Below are 14210 nucleotides of genomic sequence, written 5' to 3' on the forward strand. Positions count from 1 at the left end.
GTGACCGGCCGCCGCACGGACAACTTTCGTTGCCACGGTGTGGCCGATCGGTACTACTGGACGGCCGCTCCCCCGTTCAAGGCTGTCCCCATGCAAGACCTCCTGAAGTACGAAGAGAGTACGGACAGCGGAGAACGGTCGGCCGGCGCCCACCGCGGAGGGCGCAAGAGGGTGCCCGTGTCCGTGAAGGTGCTGGCGGCCGCGGCCGGTCTGGGTCTCCTGCTGCTGGCGGTGCTCGGCTCCCCGGACAGACCCCTGAGCTCGTCGCCCGAGGTCATCGGCGAACGGGAGATGGTGCGCATCACCGGTCCGAGCGGGCGAAGTGCCGAGGTTCTCGCCCTGATCGACACCGGTGCGTCGGCGTCGTCGGTGGACACGGCGCTGGCGAAGGAGCTCGGTTTCGACCTCGACTCGGCCCCCAGGATCACCGTGGGCTCGGCACTCGGCCGCGAGAAGCGCCCGGTGGTCGACACCACCGTGCGGCTGGCCGGCCGGTCGTTCGTCGCCAAGCTCAGCGTCAACAACCGCTCCAGGCGTGAGACCCCCGTCCTGCTCGGCCGGCAGGAGGTCCAGGGCCTCCACGTGGCGGTGGGCAAGCGGCTGCTCACGCAGCCCGACTCGACCGCCGCGCCCTCGGCCCTGCGGATCCTGTTCGCGAAGGCACCGGCGATCGACCCCGTGTCGATGATGGCGCTGCTTCCTCTGGCGGCCCTGCTGATCGTGGTGCTCCGGGTGGTCGTCGGACTGAACACGCTGGGCACCTTCAGCCCCGTACTCCTTGCGCTGGCCTACGCACAGGCCGGCCTGCCCCTGGGCGTCCCCCTGACGCTCGTGATGTTCGCGCTCGGGTTCGCCATGCAGCCCCTGCTGCGCCGTCTGCACCTTCCACGGGTCGCCCGGCTCGGCGTCCTGATCGCGGTGGTCACGTCGGGCCTTATCGCCGCCCAGCTCGGCCTGGGCAGTTTCGGGCTCTCCGACTCGTGGGGGATGTCGCTGCCGGTCGTCGTCACGGCCATCGTCACCGAGCGCCTGTGGGAGGCCTGGGATCTCGACGGCGTGCGGGCCGCGGCCACCGGAGCCGCCCTGACCATGGGCACGGCCGTCCTGGTGGCCCTGCTCCTCCTGACGCCGTACGTGCGCGAGGTCGCGGAGGCGGTGCCGCTGCAGCTCGCCGTCGTGTGCGCCGTGTGGACCTCGATCGCGGGTACGTACCAGGGACTCCGGCTGAGCGAGCTCTTCCGGTTCGCGCCCGCGGCCAAGAGGCAGGAGGCGAAGGCGTGATACGGCTTCGCGGCTGGGACCCGGTCATGGGCATGAACCTGCGCAACGCCCGGATATCCCGGCACAACTCCTCGGCGGCCATCCGGCTCGTCAACGACAAGTACGCCACCAAGAAGGCACTGGCCGAGGTCGGCGCACCGACCTCCCCCACCCTGGCCCTGCTGCGCTCGCGCCGGGAGATCGCCGCCCTGGACTGGGAGGGCCTGCCCGACTGCTGGGCTCTCAAGCCGAACCAGAGCCTGGGGGGCAACGGCATCCTGCTCGCCTTCGGCCGGCGCCGGCAGAACTGGACCTCCTCCTCCGGCCGGCGGATCTCCAGGGACCTGGTCGCCGACCAGCTGCGTCGCATCCTGGACGGGGACTTCTCCCCGCGCCCCACCGACTGGGCCCTGTTCGAACCGCTGATCCGGGCTCACCCGGAGCTGGCCCGGCTGTCCCACCAGGGGCTGCCGGACATCCGGGTGATCTGCGACCGGGACCGGCCCCGGCTGGCGATGCTCCGGCTGCCCACCCGGTTCAGCGGCGGGCGCGCCAACCTGCACCAGAAGGCCATCGGCGCCGCCGTCGACCTCTCCACCGGGCGGATCACCCACGCCCTGGTCGGGAAGGAGCCGACGGAGACCCATCCCGACACCGGCGCGCGTCTGATCGGCGCGACCGTTCCGCACTGGCCGGAGGTCCTCGACGCGGCGCGGCGGTGCGCGGCGGCGACCGGCCTGCACTACCTGGGCGCCGACATCGTCGTCGACGCCGACCGAGGGCCGCTGATCCTGGAGGTCAACGCGCGGCCGGGCCTCCAGATCCAGAACGTCACCGGTCACGGCCTCATGTCCGCCACCACCCACCCCTGGAGTCCCTGATGCGCTGGACCGCGCTCATTTCCAAGATCGTCGTCGCCGGGGCGGCGGGAGCGTTCCTCGCGGTCAGCGCCGCGGGGGTGGAGCCACCGCGGCAGGCCTCCGACGCGGACCCCGGCAGGGAGGTGCCGGCGGAACAGCGCCGCAGCGATCCCGAGCCGGGTGCGGAGAAGAGCCCTACCGACCCCGGTACGGATACGGAGAAGGGCCCTACCGCCCCCGGGGCAGGCGCGGAGGAGAACCCCACCGACCCCGCTCCCGAGCGCGGCGGGGCGACCCGGGGGGCCGCCGGTGCCGTGCCGGGTCCGTCGCGGACGGCGGGTCAGCTCTCGCCCTGAAGGAGCCGGGCGTCGTGGGCCAGGATGGCCGCCTGGACGCGGTTGGCGCAGCTCAGCTTCGCCAGCATGCGGCTCACGTACGCCTTGACCGTGCCCTCCCCCAGGTGCAGCCGTTTGCCGATCTCCGCGTTGGACGCGCCGGTCCCGACCATCGCGAGGACCTCGCGCTCCCTGCTCGTGAGGTCGGCGATGCGGCTCACGCGCGGGTCGGCCGGCTCCTCGCCGCTGTCGAGGTACCGGTCGATGAGGTGCCGGGTGATCTGCGGGGACACGACCGGGACTCCGGACGCGACCCTGCGCACCGCCTGGATGAGTTCCTGCGGGGTGCTGTCCTTGAGGAGGAACCCCGCGGCGCCCGCCTTCAGCGCACGGTCCACGTAGGCGTGTTCGCCGAACGTGGTGAGCATGACCACACGGACCGACGGGGCCCGCGCGGCGATCCGTTCCGCCGCGTGGAGCCCGTCGGTGCCCTGCATCTGGATGTCGAGCATCGCGACGTCCACCTCGTGCCGGACGGCCAGCACCGACGCCTCGTGGCCGTCCGACGCCTCGGCCACCACCTCGATGTCGTCGGCGTGCTTGAGCACCAGCCGGATGCCGGCGCGGACCAGTTCCTGGTCGTCGGCGAGGAGAACACGTATCACAGCAAGGGCCTCAGAAGGTGGGGTGGAGGAGGGGCGAGGAGACCGCGGTCTCCTCGACGTCGGACGGTTCGTCCACCTCGGGATAGGGGACGAACGCGAGGGTGACGAACTGCAGGGCGACGACGCCGACCACGGCGAGCGCCATGGCGGCGCCGCTCACGAGCTGGTGCCAGCACGACCGCGCCGCCGACACGGCCTGCGGGCCGGGCGGTGCGGGCGTGCTCGCCAGTGCGGGGCCGGTGCCCAGGGGGATGCGGGCGTCGACCGCGTACCCGCCGCCGTCCGCGGGTTCCGCGCGCAGGGTTCCGCCGAGCAGCCGGATCCGCTCGTGGAGACCGACGAGGCCGAGGTCACCGCCGGGAAGCCGGACGGCTCGGGCGCTCGCGCTCTCGGGTCCGTTGCGGACGTCGACGCGTACCTCCCGGGACTCCCTGCGGACGACGACCCGCACCTCCGACGCGGCCGCGTGCTTGTGCACGTTGGTCAGGGCCTCGCGGATCACCCTGTCGACGGCGCGCCGGGCGGTGGGGCTCTCCCCCGTCAGGTCCTCGCCCGACCAGTCGAGGCGCACCGCGATCCCTGCCGTACGGGACTGGGCCACCAGCGCGGCGACCTGCGCGCGGGTGCCCGTCCGCGCGGTCAGCGGCTCCGGCGTGCCCGACAGCGGATCCTCCGCGCGCAGAACGCCCAGGACGTCGCGCAGTTCGGTCATCGCCTGGCGCACCGTGCTGTGCACCAGCAGGGCGCTGCGCCGGACCTCGGGATCCCCCGTCCCCGCGGCCATCTCCAGGCCGCCGGAGTGCAGCGCGATGAGGCTCAGCCGGTGGCCGAGCAGGTCGTGCATCTCGCCCGCGATCCTGGATCGTTCCCGTGATCGGGCCTGTTCCTCCGCCGAGCGGTGGGCCCGCTCCAGGAAGGCGTTGCGCTCCTCCAGGGCCTGGACCAGCCGCTCGCGCTGACCGGCCAGAGCCCCGGCGAGGCCGGGCAGGACCCCGCACACGATGCCGGTGACGAGGACGACCATCACGTCGTACTCGAGGATCGGCGCCGGCTCCACGGCCGAGTTGGCGACGGTGACCGCCAGGGGCACCGTCAGGGACACGGTCAGGACGGCAACGCGGTGGTGGAGGCGGGCCCAGTGCAGGCCCGCCGTGTAGGCCACGGCCGTCAGGGCCCCGCCGGTCAGCGGTTCGAACGCCATGAGCGTGGCCGCGGCGACCAGTGCCGTCGCGGGCCACCGGCGGCGGGCGAGTACCGCCGTGATCGCCCCTCCGGCGGTGGCCAGCTGGCCCTCCGTGCCGAACAGCGCCCCCTGCTCGGAGCTCCAGCTGTCCCAGTCCAGCAGGGCGACCACGGTCGCCCCGGTCACGGCGATCAGTACGAGATCGGCCAACAAGGGATACACCCGGCGCCGCATACCACTCTCCTGAAAGGGCCGGTCGCCGCCGAGCGGCGGCGGCCGGCGTGTCGTCCGGTGTCGTCCGGTCAGAGGACCGGCGGGACAGCCGGCTGCGACTGGGTGGCGCAGTGGATGCCGCCACCGCCCCACGCGATGGTGTCGATGTCGAGCTGGACGACGGTGCGGCCGGGGTACGCGGCCTGGAGGATCGCGCGGGCCGCGTTGTCGGCGTCGCCGTGGCCGAACTGGGGGACGAGGACGGCGCCGTTCGGCGTGTAGTAGTTGGTGTAGCTGGACAGGAAGGAGGTGCCCTTGCCGCGGATGCGGTCGCGGTCCGGGGCGGGGAGCTCGGTGACGGTCAGCCGGCGGCCCTGCGCGTCGGTCGCTTCGAGCAGGATCTGCCTGGTCTCGTGGTAGACGGCGACCCACCTGTCGGCGGTGCCGGGCCCGGGCCTGTCCAGGATGACGTGCCCCGGTCCGACGAAGCGGGCCAGGCAGTCGATGTGGCAGTCGGTGATGTCCTGGCCGGCGAGTCCCGGGACCCAGATGACCTTGTCGATGCCGAGCGCCGACTTCATGGCCTGCTCGACCTGGTCCTGGCTCATGCCCGGGTTGCGGTTGCCGTTGACGAGCGAGCTGACCGTGGCGAGCAGGGTGCCCTGGCCGTCGGTCTCCAGTGAGCCGCCCTCGCCGACGAATCCGGCCTGCACGCGCGGGACGCCGTACCGGCAGAGGAGGGTCGCGGCCGCGGCGGCGTCGTTCGCGTAGGGCTGCGCGTACGTCGTGCCGGTCTTGCCCCAGCCGTTGAAGTGGGTGTCCACGCCGGCGACGGCGCCGGGGGCGACCACGAAGGTGGGGCCGAAGTCCCGGATCCAGAAGTCGTCGTCGGGTATCTCGACGACGTCGATGCCGAACTGGGCGCCGGCTCCGCAGGTGCTCCGGGCGTCGGCCGCCTGCTCGGGGCGGGCGAGCATCACGACCGGCTCGAAGCGGGAGATCGCGGCGGCCACGCGCGCGATGTCGCGGCGGGCGCCGTCGAGCCGGGTGGTCCAGATCGACGACAGCGCGGGCCAGGCCATGAAGGTCCGGACGTGACGGTCGGTCTCCGCGGGCATCCGCAGCGTCGCACCGGACGGGCTCGTGGCGGCGCGGGCGACCGCGGGCAGCGCCGACCCGAGGGCCGCGAGCGGCAGAGCCGCCGCGCCGAGCTGGACCAGTCGGCGTCGAGACGTCGTGGGCGTGTCCATGGGACTCCTGTCCGGAGGAAGGCGGTCTGGAGGAAGGCGGTCTGACCGTTCCCGCATGGTGTCGCAGACTGAAAATTCAGTCAATAGTGTCCTCCGGACCGTGACCGAAGACGCCCCTCCGGCCAACATCAGGCGACTATCCGCCACGGGCACCCAAGAACGGTAACTAAAGATTCAGTCAATATGTGACACTGATGGTTCAGACCACTCACAAGGGGGATCACGTGGCGACGGACCGCAGAAGGGCCATCCTGGAAGGCGCGGCGCGCGTCATCGCGCGGCGAGGGGTCCGCGGGCTGCGCATGGAGGAGCTCGCGGCCGAAGCCGGGGTGTCGACCGCGCTGATCTACTACCACTTCAAGGACCGCGCCGGCATCCTGCGCCACACCCTTGAGTTCATCAGCGACCGGGCCGACCGGTACACGTCCGACGTCGAGGACGCCGCCGGACCGTCCGACGCGCGGGAGGAGCTGGAGCAGTCCCTCCTCCTGGAGTTCCAGGACGTCCCCGAGGTCCGCGAGAACAGCACGGCATGGGGCGAGCTGCGCGCCAGCGCGATCTTCGAGCCCGAGTTGCGCGGAGATCTGGCCAGGGCCACGCTGGCCTGGATCCACGATGTCGCGGACCTCCTGAGCTGCGTCCGGCCGACGACTCCCGCCCCGGCCCTCACGGCATCCGCAGAGAGGCTCACCGGCCTCCTGGAGGGACTCAGCACCCGCTGGCTCAGCGGCGCCCTGCCCCTGACCCACGCCCGCGAACTGGTGAGGGAGGCGATCTCCGTCGAGATCGAGACGCTGAGCGACTGACGGCGACCACGCCGAGGGCAGCCGCTCCACCGCACACTCCCTTCAAGCAGTGGGGTAGGCACAAATTTGACTGAATTTTCAGTCAGTGCCAGAGTGTGAGACACGAAGCAGTGGTCCCGCACCCTCACGATCGGAGACCCCGATGTCCGACCTCCGCCCCTCCCGCCGCTCGGCTCTGCGCGTGCTCGCCGGGATCGGCGCACTCGCCTTCGGCGCCTCGGCCTGCGGCCCCGCCGACCCCGGACCCTCGGGTGCCGCGGCCGCCAGCGGCCCGACCGGCGGAACCGACCGTGCCCGGCGCCTGGGTGCCGAGTGGGAGAGCCACGCCCGTACCTTCATGTCGTGGCCCGCGCTGGAGTCCGTCTGGGAGGAGGACCTCCCCTACGTCCGGCAGGACATCGCGCGTGTCGCCCGGGCCATAGCCGAGTACGAGTACGTCGTGATGATGGCCCGGCCCGACCAGCGGGCCGCGGCGCAGCGGGCCTGCGGCTCCGGTGTCGAGGTCGTCCCCCTCGCCGTCGACGACCTGTGGGCCCGTGACACCGTCCCCGTGTTCGTCGAGGAGGGCGGAAAGGTCACGGGGGTCGACTTCAACTTCAACGGCTGGGGCAACAAGCAGGTCCACACCAACGACGGCCGCGTCGGCCGGAACCTGCTGTCGAAGTACGGGACGCCCCGCGTCCAGGCACCGCTCGTCGCCGAGGGCGGCTCCTTCGAGACCGACGGCGAGGGCACTCTCCTGATCACCGAGAGCTCGATCGTCAACGACAACCGGAACCGCGGGAAGAGCCGCGACCGGATCGAGGCCGAGCTCAAGGAACTGCTGGGCATGAAGAAGGTGATCTGGCTGAAGGGCGTGCGCGGTGAGGACATCACCGACGCCCACGTCGACAGCCTCGTACGGTTCACCGCACCCGGAGTGATCCTCCTGGACCGGGCCTTCCCCGGAATGCCCGCCGACTCCTGGTCACGCTCCTCCGACCAGGCCATGTCCGTACTGAGCGAGGCGACCGACGCGCAGGGCCGCAGCTTCGAGGTCATCGACCTGCCGCAGCCCGACCCCGACCGGATCACGGGCTACAGCGACGACTTCCTCTCCACGTACGCGAACTTCTACATCGGCAACGACGCGGTGTACATGCCCCGCTTCGGCGACCGGAAGGCCGACGACCGGGCCCGGGGAATCCTGCAGGAGCACTTCCCCAAGCGGGACATCGTCCCGGTGAAGATCGACACCATCGCCACCGGAGGCGGCGGCATCCACTGCGCCACCCACGACCAGCCCGGCAAGCCGGTCGACTGAAGCATCGCGAACCAAGGAGCCTCCGTGTCCCACCCCCGACGCCACCGACCGAGCAGGGCCGGAATCCTCCCCGCCGCGCTGGCCTGCGTCTCGGTCCTGGCAGCCATCGCCCTCGGCACGTGGCTCCAGTTCGGCGAGCGCCAGGCCCTCGACACCGTGTACACCGCGGGCGGTCCGGCTCCCGACCGCGTGGACGTCGAGGCCTCGATCCAGCGTGTCGACGCCGCCGGCCGGGAGCTGGTCCTGCGCGTCCTGGTCACCCCCCGAGGGGAACTGGCCGAGGCCGGCGGGGTCTCCCCCACCGAGGACCTCACGCTCCAGACCTCCACCTCCACCCGGGGCGACCTGTCCTTCAAGGCGCACAGTCGCATCGCGACCATGGACCTGCCCGTCTCCCTGACGGGCGGCGCGATCACCGACTATCCCTTCGACGCCTATGACGCGGCCATCGAGTTCAGCGCCGCCCAAGGAGGAGAGAAGGTCCCCGTCCGGATGACGCTGTCCAACAACGACGCCCTCTTCACGGCGGAGGTGGACGGCTCGGAGGACAACGGGACCGCGGTCTTCGACGTCGGCCTGGCACGTTCCCACAGCGTGCTCGTGTTCGCCGTCTTCATGATGACCGCCATGTGGGCCCTGGCCGCCGCCGTGCTCACCGGAGCGTGGTTCCTCGTCACCCGGCGGAAGGGACTGACCTGGCCGGCCCTCGGCTGGATGGCCGCCACGCTCTTCGCCCTGGCGGCCTTCCGCAACACCGCCCCGGGCACGCCACCGATCGGCAGCCTCATGGACTACCTCGCCTTCCTCTGGGCCGAGACCGTCATCGCCTTCTGCCTCGTCACCGTGGTCGTCACGGGATTCAGGGCCGAGCGCCGAGCGCCGGCTCCCGAGTAGCCGCCACGTCCGCCCCGGCGCGCGAGAAGACGCGCAGACGCGGCTCGCGTGGACCGAGCGAGGCGGCCGGGGTCGGAGGGACGTCCGGCTGTCCGCGCGCGGAAACGTCACCCGAACGAGCCGTCACCTGCCCGTCGTTGTCGCGTTGATCATCGCGACGGCACGACGCCGTACGGCTCCCTCACGACCAGCGCGATCGTGGCCCCCGACCACGACGCGCCGGTGGCGTCCGCGGCCGTCCGGGGCGCCGCCGCAACGCAAGAAAGATCATGGTCCTCACCGTGCATCCATAGGGCCCTCTCGTGCGTCTTCCATGCGCCGGGTCCGTGTCCGGCGCCGTCGCGGGACCCGGCACCACCCGCGCCGGCCCGCGCGCGACCCACGTCGGGCCCCTGCGGACCCGGAAGACATCGATCACTACCAAGGGCAGAAAACTTTGCTGACTCCGACACTCGGCTTGCGCAGCGCCGTGACCGTCTCGCTCACGGCCTCGGCCGTACTGGCCGGCGGTCTCTTCGCCGGCCAGGCGCAGGCCGCACCTGCCGTCCCGTCGATCACCGCCCCGGGCGGCTTCGTCATGAACAACGGGACGGGCACGACGCTGTTCGGGAAGGCCGCGGACACCCGCCGGTCGACCGGTTCCACCACCAAGATCATGACCGCGAAGGTGGTGCTGTCCCAGCGGGGCCTCAACCTCGACTCCAAGGTCACGATCCAGAAGGCCTACAGCGACTACATCGTTTCCAAGAACGCCTCCTCGGCCCGGCTCATCGTCGGCGACAAGGTGACCGTCCGCCAGCTCCTCTACGGCCTGATGCTGCCGTCGGGCTGTGACGCCGCCTACGCGCTGGCCGACAAGTTCGGTACCGGCACCACGCGGGCTGCGCGCGTCAAGTCGTTCATCGGGAAGATGAACGACGAGGCGAGGAAGCTCGGTCTGCGCAACACCCACTTCGACTCGTTCGACGGCATAAGCAGTGGGCAGAACTACTCGACTCCGCGCGACCTGACGAAGATCGCGAGCAGTGCGATGAAGGACTCCACGTTCCGCAGCATCGTCAAGACGAAGTCGACGAAGCAGAAGGTCACCACGAAGACCGGTGGCTACCGGTACATGTCGTGGACCAACACGAACAAGCTCCTGAGCACGTACAGCGGCGCGATCGGCGTGAAGACCGGTTCGGGTCCGCAGGCCAAGTACTGCCTCGTCTTCGCGGCCACCCGTGGCAGCAAGACGGTCATCGGCACGGTGCTCGCCTCGCCGTCCGAGGCGAACAGGGCGGCTGACGTCAAGAAGCTGCTGGACTACGGCTTCGCGAGGTAACACCGGCGCACACCCGCGCCGGTCGGCCCCCGGCTGCCTCCCGTTCCACGGGGGCAGCCGGGGGCTTCTTGGTCGAGGAGGCAGCGACTCCCCCTCACCACTCCGTCGGATCCGGTCAACGCCCCTGTCGGCGCGCCGCGTCGAACCGGCGCAGCACCCGCACGACACGCCACACCGCGGCGAAGCCGGCCAGTACGCCACCCGCCACGAGCAGACCCTTGCCGACGGGCCCGGACTCACCGACGACGAGCGCCGGCACCAGGAACGCGCCGAACACGAGCGCTCCCAGGAACGCGGCCGTCACCAGGGCGAACATGATCTCCACCGTCATCGCGTCCTTCTCCCAGCGCGACTCTCGCCCCATGTCCATGCCCCGAGTGTCACACGGCGCTCGGACGGTCGGGTTCTCGAACGCGCCATCGGGGCGACTCTCCTGAGTGAATAGGTGGGCAAATTGTGACAAATCGTCACGTCGGGGGTTAGATTCCCTTCCGGTCCCCGGCCGACCGGCCGTCACCGCCGGAACGGCACGATCCCGTCGACGAGGTACGCCCATGACCCCTGCGGACACCAGCACCGAGGCCTCCTCCGGCGGGTCCCCGCCCACCGCCAAGTTGACGCTTCTGACCCTCACCGCCATGGTCGTGGGCTCCATGGTGGGAGCCGGCGTGTTCTCCCTGCCGCGGCGGTTCGCCCAGGAGACCGGCGTCGCGGGTGCGCTCATCGCCTGGGCGGTCGCGGGCCTCGGCATGCTGATGCTCGCCTTCGTCTTCCAGACCCTCGCGGTCCGGCGCCCCGACCTGGACGCCGGCGTCTACGCGTACGCCAAGGCCGGTTTCGGCGAGTACCTCGGCTTCTTCTCCGCCTTCGGCTACTGGGCCAGCGCCTGCGTCGGCAACGTGACCTACTGGGTCCTGATCATGTCGACGATCGGTGCCATCGCCCCGGCACTCGGCGACGGCGACACCGCCCTCGCCATCATCCTGTCCTCCGTCGGACTCTGGTGCTTCTTCTTCCTCATCCGCCGCGGGGTGAAGGAGGCGACCGCGATCAACCGGATCGTGACCGTCGCCAAGATCGTCCCCATCCTCGTCTTCATCATCCTGGCGCTCTTCTACCTCGACCCGTCCGTCTTCGCCGACAACTGGGGCGGCGCCGACTACGCGGGCTCGCTGTTCAACCAGGTCCGCGGCACGATGCTCGCCACCGTCTTCGTCTTCCTCGGGGTCGAGGGCGCGAGCGTCTACTCGCGGCACGCCAAGCGCCGGGAGGACGTCGGACGGGCCACCGTCCTCGGCTTCCTCAGCGTCTTCGCGATCTTCGCCTCGGTGACCATCGTGTCGTACGGCATCCTGCCGATGAGCGAGATCGCCGAGCTCCGGCAGCCCTCCATGGCAGGCGTCCTGGAGGCCGCCGTCGGCACCTGGGGCAACGCCTTCGTCAGCGTCGGCCTCATCATCTCCGTCCTCGGCGCCTACCTCGCCTGGACACTGATGGCCGCCGAGGTGCTGTTCGTCGCGGCCAAGGACAAGGACATGCCCCGCTTCCTCGGGCGCTCCATCGGCGACGACGTCCCGGCCCCCGCGCTGCTGATGACGACGTCCCTCAGCCAGATCGTCCTGGTCGTCACGGCCTTCTCCGACGACGCGTTCAACTTCGCCCTCGACCTGACGAGTGCCCTGAGCCTCATCCCCTTCCTCCTGGCCGCCGCCTTCGCCGTGAAGCTCGCGCTGCGCCCGCGGGAGGAGCGGTCGGTCGGGCGCGGCACCCGGCGGGAGCTGGTCGTCGCCGTCATCGCCACCCTCTACACGGCGTTCCTCCTCTACGCCGCCGGACTCAAGTTCGTCCTCGTCTCCTTCATCCTCTACGCCCCCGCCACCTTCCTGTTCGTCAAGGCCAGGCGGGAGCAGAACCGGCGCCTGTTCTCCCCGGCCGAGGCCGTCCTCTGCGCGGTCTCCGTCGTCGGTGCCGCCATCGGTCTCGTCGCCCTCGCCGCCGGCTGGATCGAGCTCTGACCCGTACCTCACACCTCCTGCCCCGCGCCTCGCACCCGACGCTTCCCCGGAAAGGCTGACCATGACAAGCACCGAGACCGGCTCCGCCCCGTCTGCGCTCGGCGTCCACTCCGAGGTCGGCCGGCTGCGCAAGGTCCTGGTCTGCGCACCCGGCCTCGCGCACCGGCGGCTGACCCCGACCAACTCCGACGACCTGCTCTTCGACGACGTCATGTGGGTGGAGAACGCCCAGCGCGACCACGCGGACTTCGTCAACAAGCTCACCCAGCGCGGTGTCGAGGTCGTCGAGCTGCATCAGCTGCTCGCCGAGACCATGGCGATCCCCGCGGCGAAGACCTGGCTCCTGGACCGGAAGATCGTGCCCAACGAGGTCGGCCTCGGGCTCGTCGACGACACGCGCGCGTTCCTCGAATCCCTGGCCCCGCGCGAACTGGCCGAGTTCCTCATCGGCGGGCTGTCGACGGCCGACCTGCCCGAGGACTTCCGCTCCGGGTACGTGTCCCTGGCCAGGGAAGGCGTCGGGGCGAGGGAGTACCTCATGCCGCCGCTGCCGAACACGCTCTACACCCGTGACACCACCTGCTGGCTCTACGGCGGCGTCACCCTCAACCCGCTGTACTGGCCCGCCCGTCACGGCGAGACCCTGCTGATGAAGGCCGTCTACGCCTTCCACCCCGATTTCATGGCGTCGACCGTGTGGTGGGGCGACCCCGAGCAGGACTGGGGCCAGGCCACCTTCGAGGGAGGCGACATCATGCCGGTCGGCAACGGGGTCGTCCTCATGGGCATGAGCGAGCGCACCTCGCGCCAGGCCATCACCCAGGTGGCCCAGGCCCTGTTCAGGAACGGCGCCGCGGAGCACGTGATCGTGGCGGGCATGCCGAAGCTGCGCTCCGCCATGCACCTCGACACCGTGTTCACCTTCGCCGACCGCGACATCGTCACGCTCTACCCGACGATCATGGATGCCGTCCACACCTTCTCGCTGCGGCCCACCGACGGAGCTCCGGGCATCGAGATCACCGACGAGGGCTCCACGCCGTTCGTCGACGTCGTCGCCAAGGGCCTCGGTCTCCCCGGGCTCCGGGTGATCGAGACCGGCGGAGACGTCTACGCCTCCGAGCGCCAGCAGTGGGACAGCGGGAACAACGCCGTCGCGGTCGAGCCCGGTGTCGTCTTCACGTACGACCGGAACACCCAGACCAACACCCTCCTGCGCAAGGCGGGGGTGGAGGTCGTCACCATCGTCGGCGCCGAACTCGGCCGCGGTCGCGGTGGCGGCCACTGCATGACCTGCCCGCTGATCCGCGACGCCGTCGACTTCTGAGCGCCCGAGGTCCGCGCCCGCTCCGGGACGCCCGGCGAGCGTCCCGGCGGGAGGCCTTCAGGACCGGGTCGCGGCGCCGTCGTGAGCGTCGTGCGGCTCGGGTGGTGCGGGCGCTGCCACGGTGCTGAGGTGTTCGGCGTACTCGTCCAGGGCCGCCTGGGCCTGGACGTCGTCACGGTCGATCAGCCAGTTCAGGGTGAGTCCGTCCATGACGCTCAGGCCGTACCGCGCCAGGGCCGGGAGCGGCACGGTCCAGCGGAAGCCCGCGAGGCGGGCGATGGCTTCGAGGTGGTCGCTGTAGACCTTGAGGTAGTGCTGGTACTGGCGGCGGGCCACGTCCGCCAGGCCGGGCTGGCGCAGGGCGTACTGGGTGAGCTCGTAGGTGACCATGTGCTCGGCGGGCCGCTCGCGGACCTGGTCCCAGTAGGCGTGCAGGGTCCGGAAGATGAGCTCGCGCGTGGAGACCTCCCCCGCCGGCGGAGCGGTGGCGGGGGCGAGACTCCTCAGGGTGATGCGTTCGATCACGCTGTGCAGGAGCTCCTCCTTGGAGCGGAAGCAGTAGTGGAAGGCTCCGAGGGGAAGTCCCGCCTCGCTGACGACGGCGCGTGTCGTGGTCCTGGCGACGCCGTCGCGGATCATGACGCGGATCGCCGCCTCGACCAGCTGCTCGCGGCGCTCGTCGGCTGAGCGGCGGGTCATGGCGTCTCCATCGACGGGGTGGGGCGGTGGACCGGATCAACGTATCCCAGCGGCGGCTCCGGCCGGTGAGCAGGGA

The 14210-nt window shown here is 71.0% G+C and carries 14 protein-coding genes; 9 read left to right on the forward strand and 5 right to left on the reverse strand.

Annotated elements, in window-relative coordinates; all coding sequences use genetic code 11:
* Positions 1–177 precede the first annotated feature (177 nt).
* The 3 genes from IE237_RS09220 to IE237_RS09230 are packed head-to-tail and all read left to right on the forward strand — an operon-like array spanning position 178 to position 2476.
* Positions 178–1281 (forward strand): 7TM domain-containing protein, encoded by a 1104-nt coding sequence (locus tag IE237_RS09220; protein WP_189801304.1) that lies wholly within the window; start codon positions 178–180, stop codon positions 1279–1281.
* Complete coding sequence (locus IE237_RS09225) at positions 1278–2141, forward strand: sugar-transfer associated ATP-grasp domain-containing protein (protein ID WP_189801305.1); 864 nt, start codon at positions 1278–1280, stop codon at positions 2139–2141. Before IE237_RS09220 ends, IE237_RS09225 begins: the two co-directional genes overlap by 4 nt.
* A complete protein-coding gene (locus IE237_RS09230) occupies positions 2141–2476 on the forward strand; it encodes a hypothetical protein (RefSeq protein WP_189801306.1) in 336 nt (111 codons plus the stop codon). The genes IE237_RS09225 and IE237_RS09230 overlap by 1 nt, the downstream gene beginning before the upstream one ends.
* Here IE237_RS09230 and IE237_RS09235 read toward each other — a convergent pair.
* The 3 genes from IE237_RS09235 to IE237_RS09245 all read right to left on the reverse strand — a co-directional run bounded on the left by IE237_RS09235 (position 2461) and on the right by IE237_RS09245 (position 5766).
* On the reverse strand, positions 2461–3120 hold the full coding sequence (locus tag IE237_RS09235; RefSeq protein WP_189801307.1) for a response regulator: 660 nt from the start codon (positions 3118–3120) through the stop codon (positions 2461–2463). The two genes, IE237_RS09230 and IE237_RS09235, sit on opposite strands and share 16 nt — an antisense overlap.
* A 10-nt stretch (positions 3121–3130) precedes the next feature.
* Positions 3131–4537, reverse strand: coding sequence for a sensor histidine kinase (locus tag IE237_RS09240; protein ID WP_189801308.1), 1407 nt, complete (start codon positions 4535–4537; stop codon positions 3131–3133).
* A 68-nt stretch (positions 4538–4605) separates the two neighbouring features.
* Entirely contained in the window at positions 4606–5766 is a 1161-nt protein-coding gene (locus IE237_RS09245; RefSeq protein WP_189801309.1) for an agmatine deiminase family protein, read from the reverse strand.
* 224 nt (positions 5767–5990) lie between these two features.
* Between IE237_RS09245 and IE237_RS09250 the strand changes: the two genes are divergently transcribed.
* From IE237_RS09250 to IE237_RS09265, 4 genes are all read left to right on the forward strand, one after another.
* Positions 5991–6572, forward strand: coding sequence for a TetR/AcrR family transcriptional regulator (locus IE237_RS09250; RefSeq protein WP_229842476.1), 582 nt, complete (start codon positions 5991–5993; stop codon positions 6570–6572).
* A 142-nt stretch (positions 6573–6714) separates the two neighbouring features.
* On the forward strand, positions 6715–7875 hold the full coding sequence (locus tag IE237_RS09255; RefSeq protein ID WP_189801311.1) for an agmatine deiminase family protein: 1161 nt from the start codon (positions 6715–6717) through the stop codon (positions 7873–7875).
* 24 nt (positions 7876–7899) lie between these two features.
* Positions 7900–8769, forward strand: a complete 870-nt coding sequence (locus tag IE237_RS09260) for a DUF4436 domain-containing protein (protein WP_189801312.1) — start codon at positions 7900–7902, stop codon at positions 8767–8769.
* 457 nt (positions 8770–9226) lie between these two features.
* On the forward strand, positions 9227–10093 hold the full coding sequence (locus IE237_RS09265; protein ID WP_189801313.1) for a D-alanyl-D-alanine carboxypeptidase family protein: 867 nt from the start codon (positions 9227–9229) through the stop codon (positions 10091–10093).
* A gap of 115 nt (positions 10094–10208) precedes the next feature.
* On the opposite strand, the gene IE237_RS09270 is transcribed toward IE237_RS09265, so the two are convergent.
* Entirely contained in the window at positions 10209–10463 is a 255-nt protein-coding gene (locus IE237_RS09270) for a DUF6332 family protein (protein ID WP_189801314.1), read from the reverse strand.
* A gap of 184 nt (positions 10464–10647) precedes the next feature.
* Here IE237_RS09270 and IE237_RS09275 point away from each other — a divergent pair, with 184 nt between their 5' ends.
* On the forward strand, positions 10648–12108 hold the full coding sequence (locus IE237_RS09275; RefSeq protein ID WP_189801315.1) for a basic amino acid/polyamine antiporter: 1461 nt from the start codon (positions 10648–10650) through the stop codon (positions 12106–12108).
* 61 nt (positions 12109–12169) lie between these two features.
* A complete protein-coding gene (locus IE237_RS09280; protein ID WP_189801316.1) occupies positions 12170–13435 on the forward strand; it encodes an arginine deiminase in 1266 nt (421 codons plus the stop codon).
* A 57-nt stretch (positions 13436–13492) separates the two neighbouring features.
* Here IE237_RS09280 and IE237_RS09285 read toward each other — a convergent pair whose 3' ends face one another.
* Positions 13493–14134, reverse strand: coding sequence for a TetR/AcrR family transcriptional regulator (locus IE237_RS09285; protein ID WP_189801317.1), 642 nt, complete (start codon positions 14132–14134; stop codon positions 13493–13495).
* Positions 14135–14210 lie beyond the last annotated feature (76 nt).

The organism is Streptomyces tanashiensis (genome assembly GCF_014648895.1).
In the GTDB taxonomy this organism is placed as follows: Bacteria; Actinomycetota; Actinomycetes; order Streptomycetales; family Streptomycetaceae; genus Streptomyces; species Streptomyces tanashiensis.

Bases quoted from the DNA above. Each gene is read 5' to 3' on its own strand.
- IE237_RS09245 (WP_189801309.1), bottom strand. From the start codon at position 5,766: ATGGACACGCCCACGACGTCTCGACGCCGACTGGTCCAGCTCGGCGCG.
- IE237_RS09255 (WP_189801311.1), top strand. From the start codon at position 6,715: ATGTCCGACCTCCGCCCCTCCCGCCGCTCGGCTCTGCGCGTGCTCGCC.
- IE237_RS09275 (WP_189801315.1), top strand. From the start codon at position 10,648: ATGACCCCTGCGGACACCAGCACCGAGGCCTCCTCCGGCGGGTCCCCG.
- IE237_RS09285 (WP_189801317.1), bottom strand. From the start codon at position 14,134: ATGACCCGCCGCTCAGCCGACGAGCGCCGCGAGCAGCTGGTCGAGGCG.
- IE237_RS09280 (WP_189801316.1), top strand. From the start codon at position 12,170: ATGACAAGCACCGAGACCGGCTCCGCCCCGTCTGCGCTCGGCGTCCAC.
- IE237_RS09240 (WP_189801308.1), bottom strand. From the start codon at position 4,537: ATGCGGCGCCGGGTGTATCCCTTGTTGGCCGATCTCGTACTGATCGCC.
- IE237_RS09230 (WP_189801306.1), top strand. From the start codon at position 2,141: ATGCGCTGGACCGCGCTCATTTCCAAGATCGTCGTCGCCGGGGCGGCG.
- IE237_RS09270 (WP_189801314.1), bottom strand. From the start codon at position 10,463: ATGGACATGGGGCGAGAGTCGCGCTGGGAGAAGGACGCGATGACGGTG.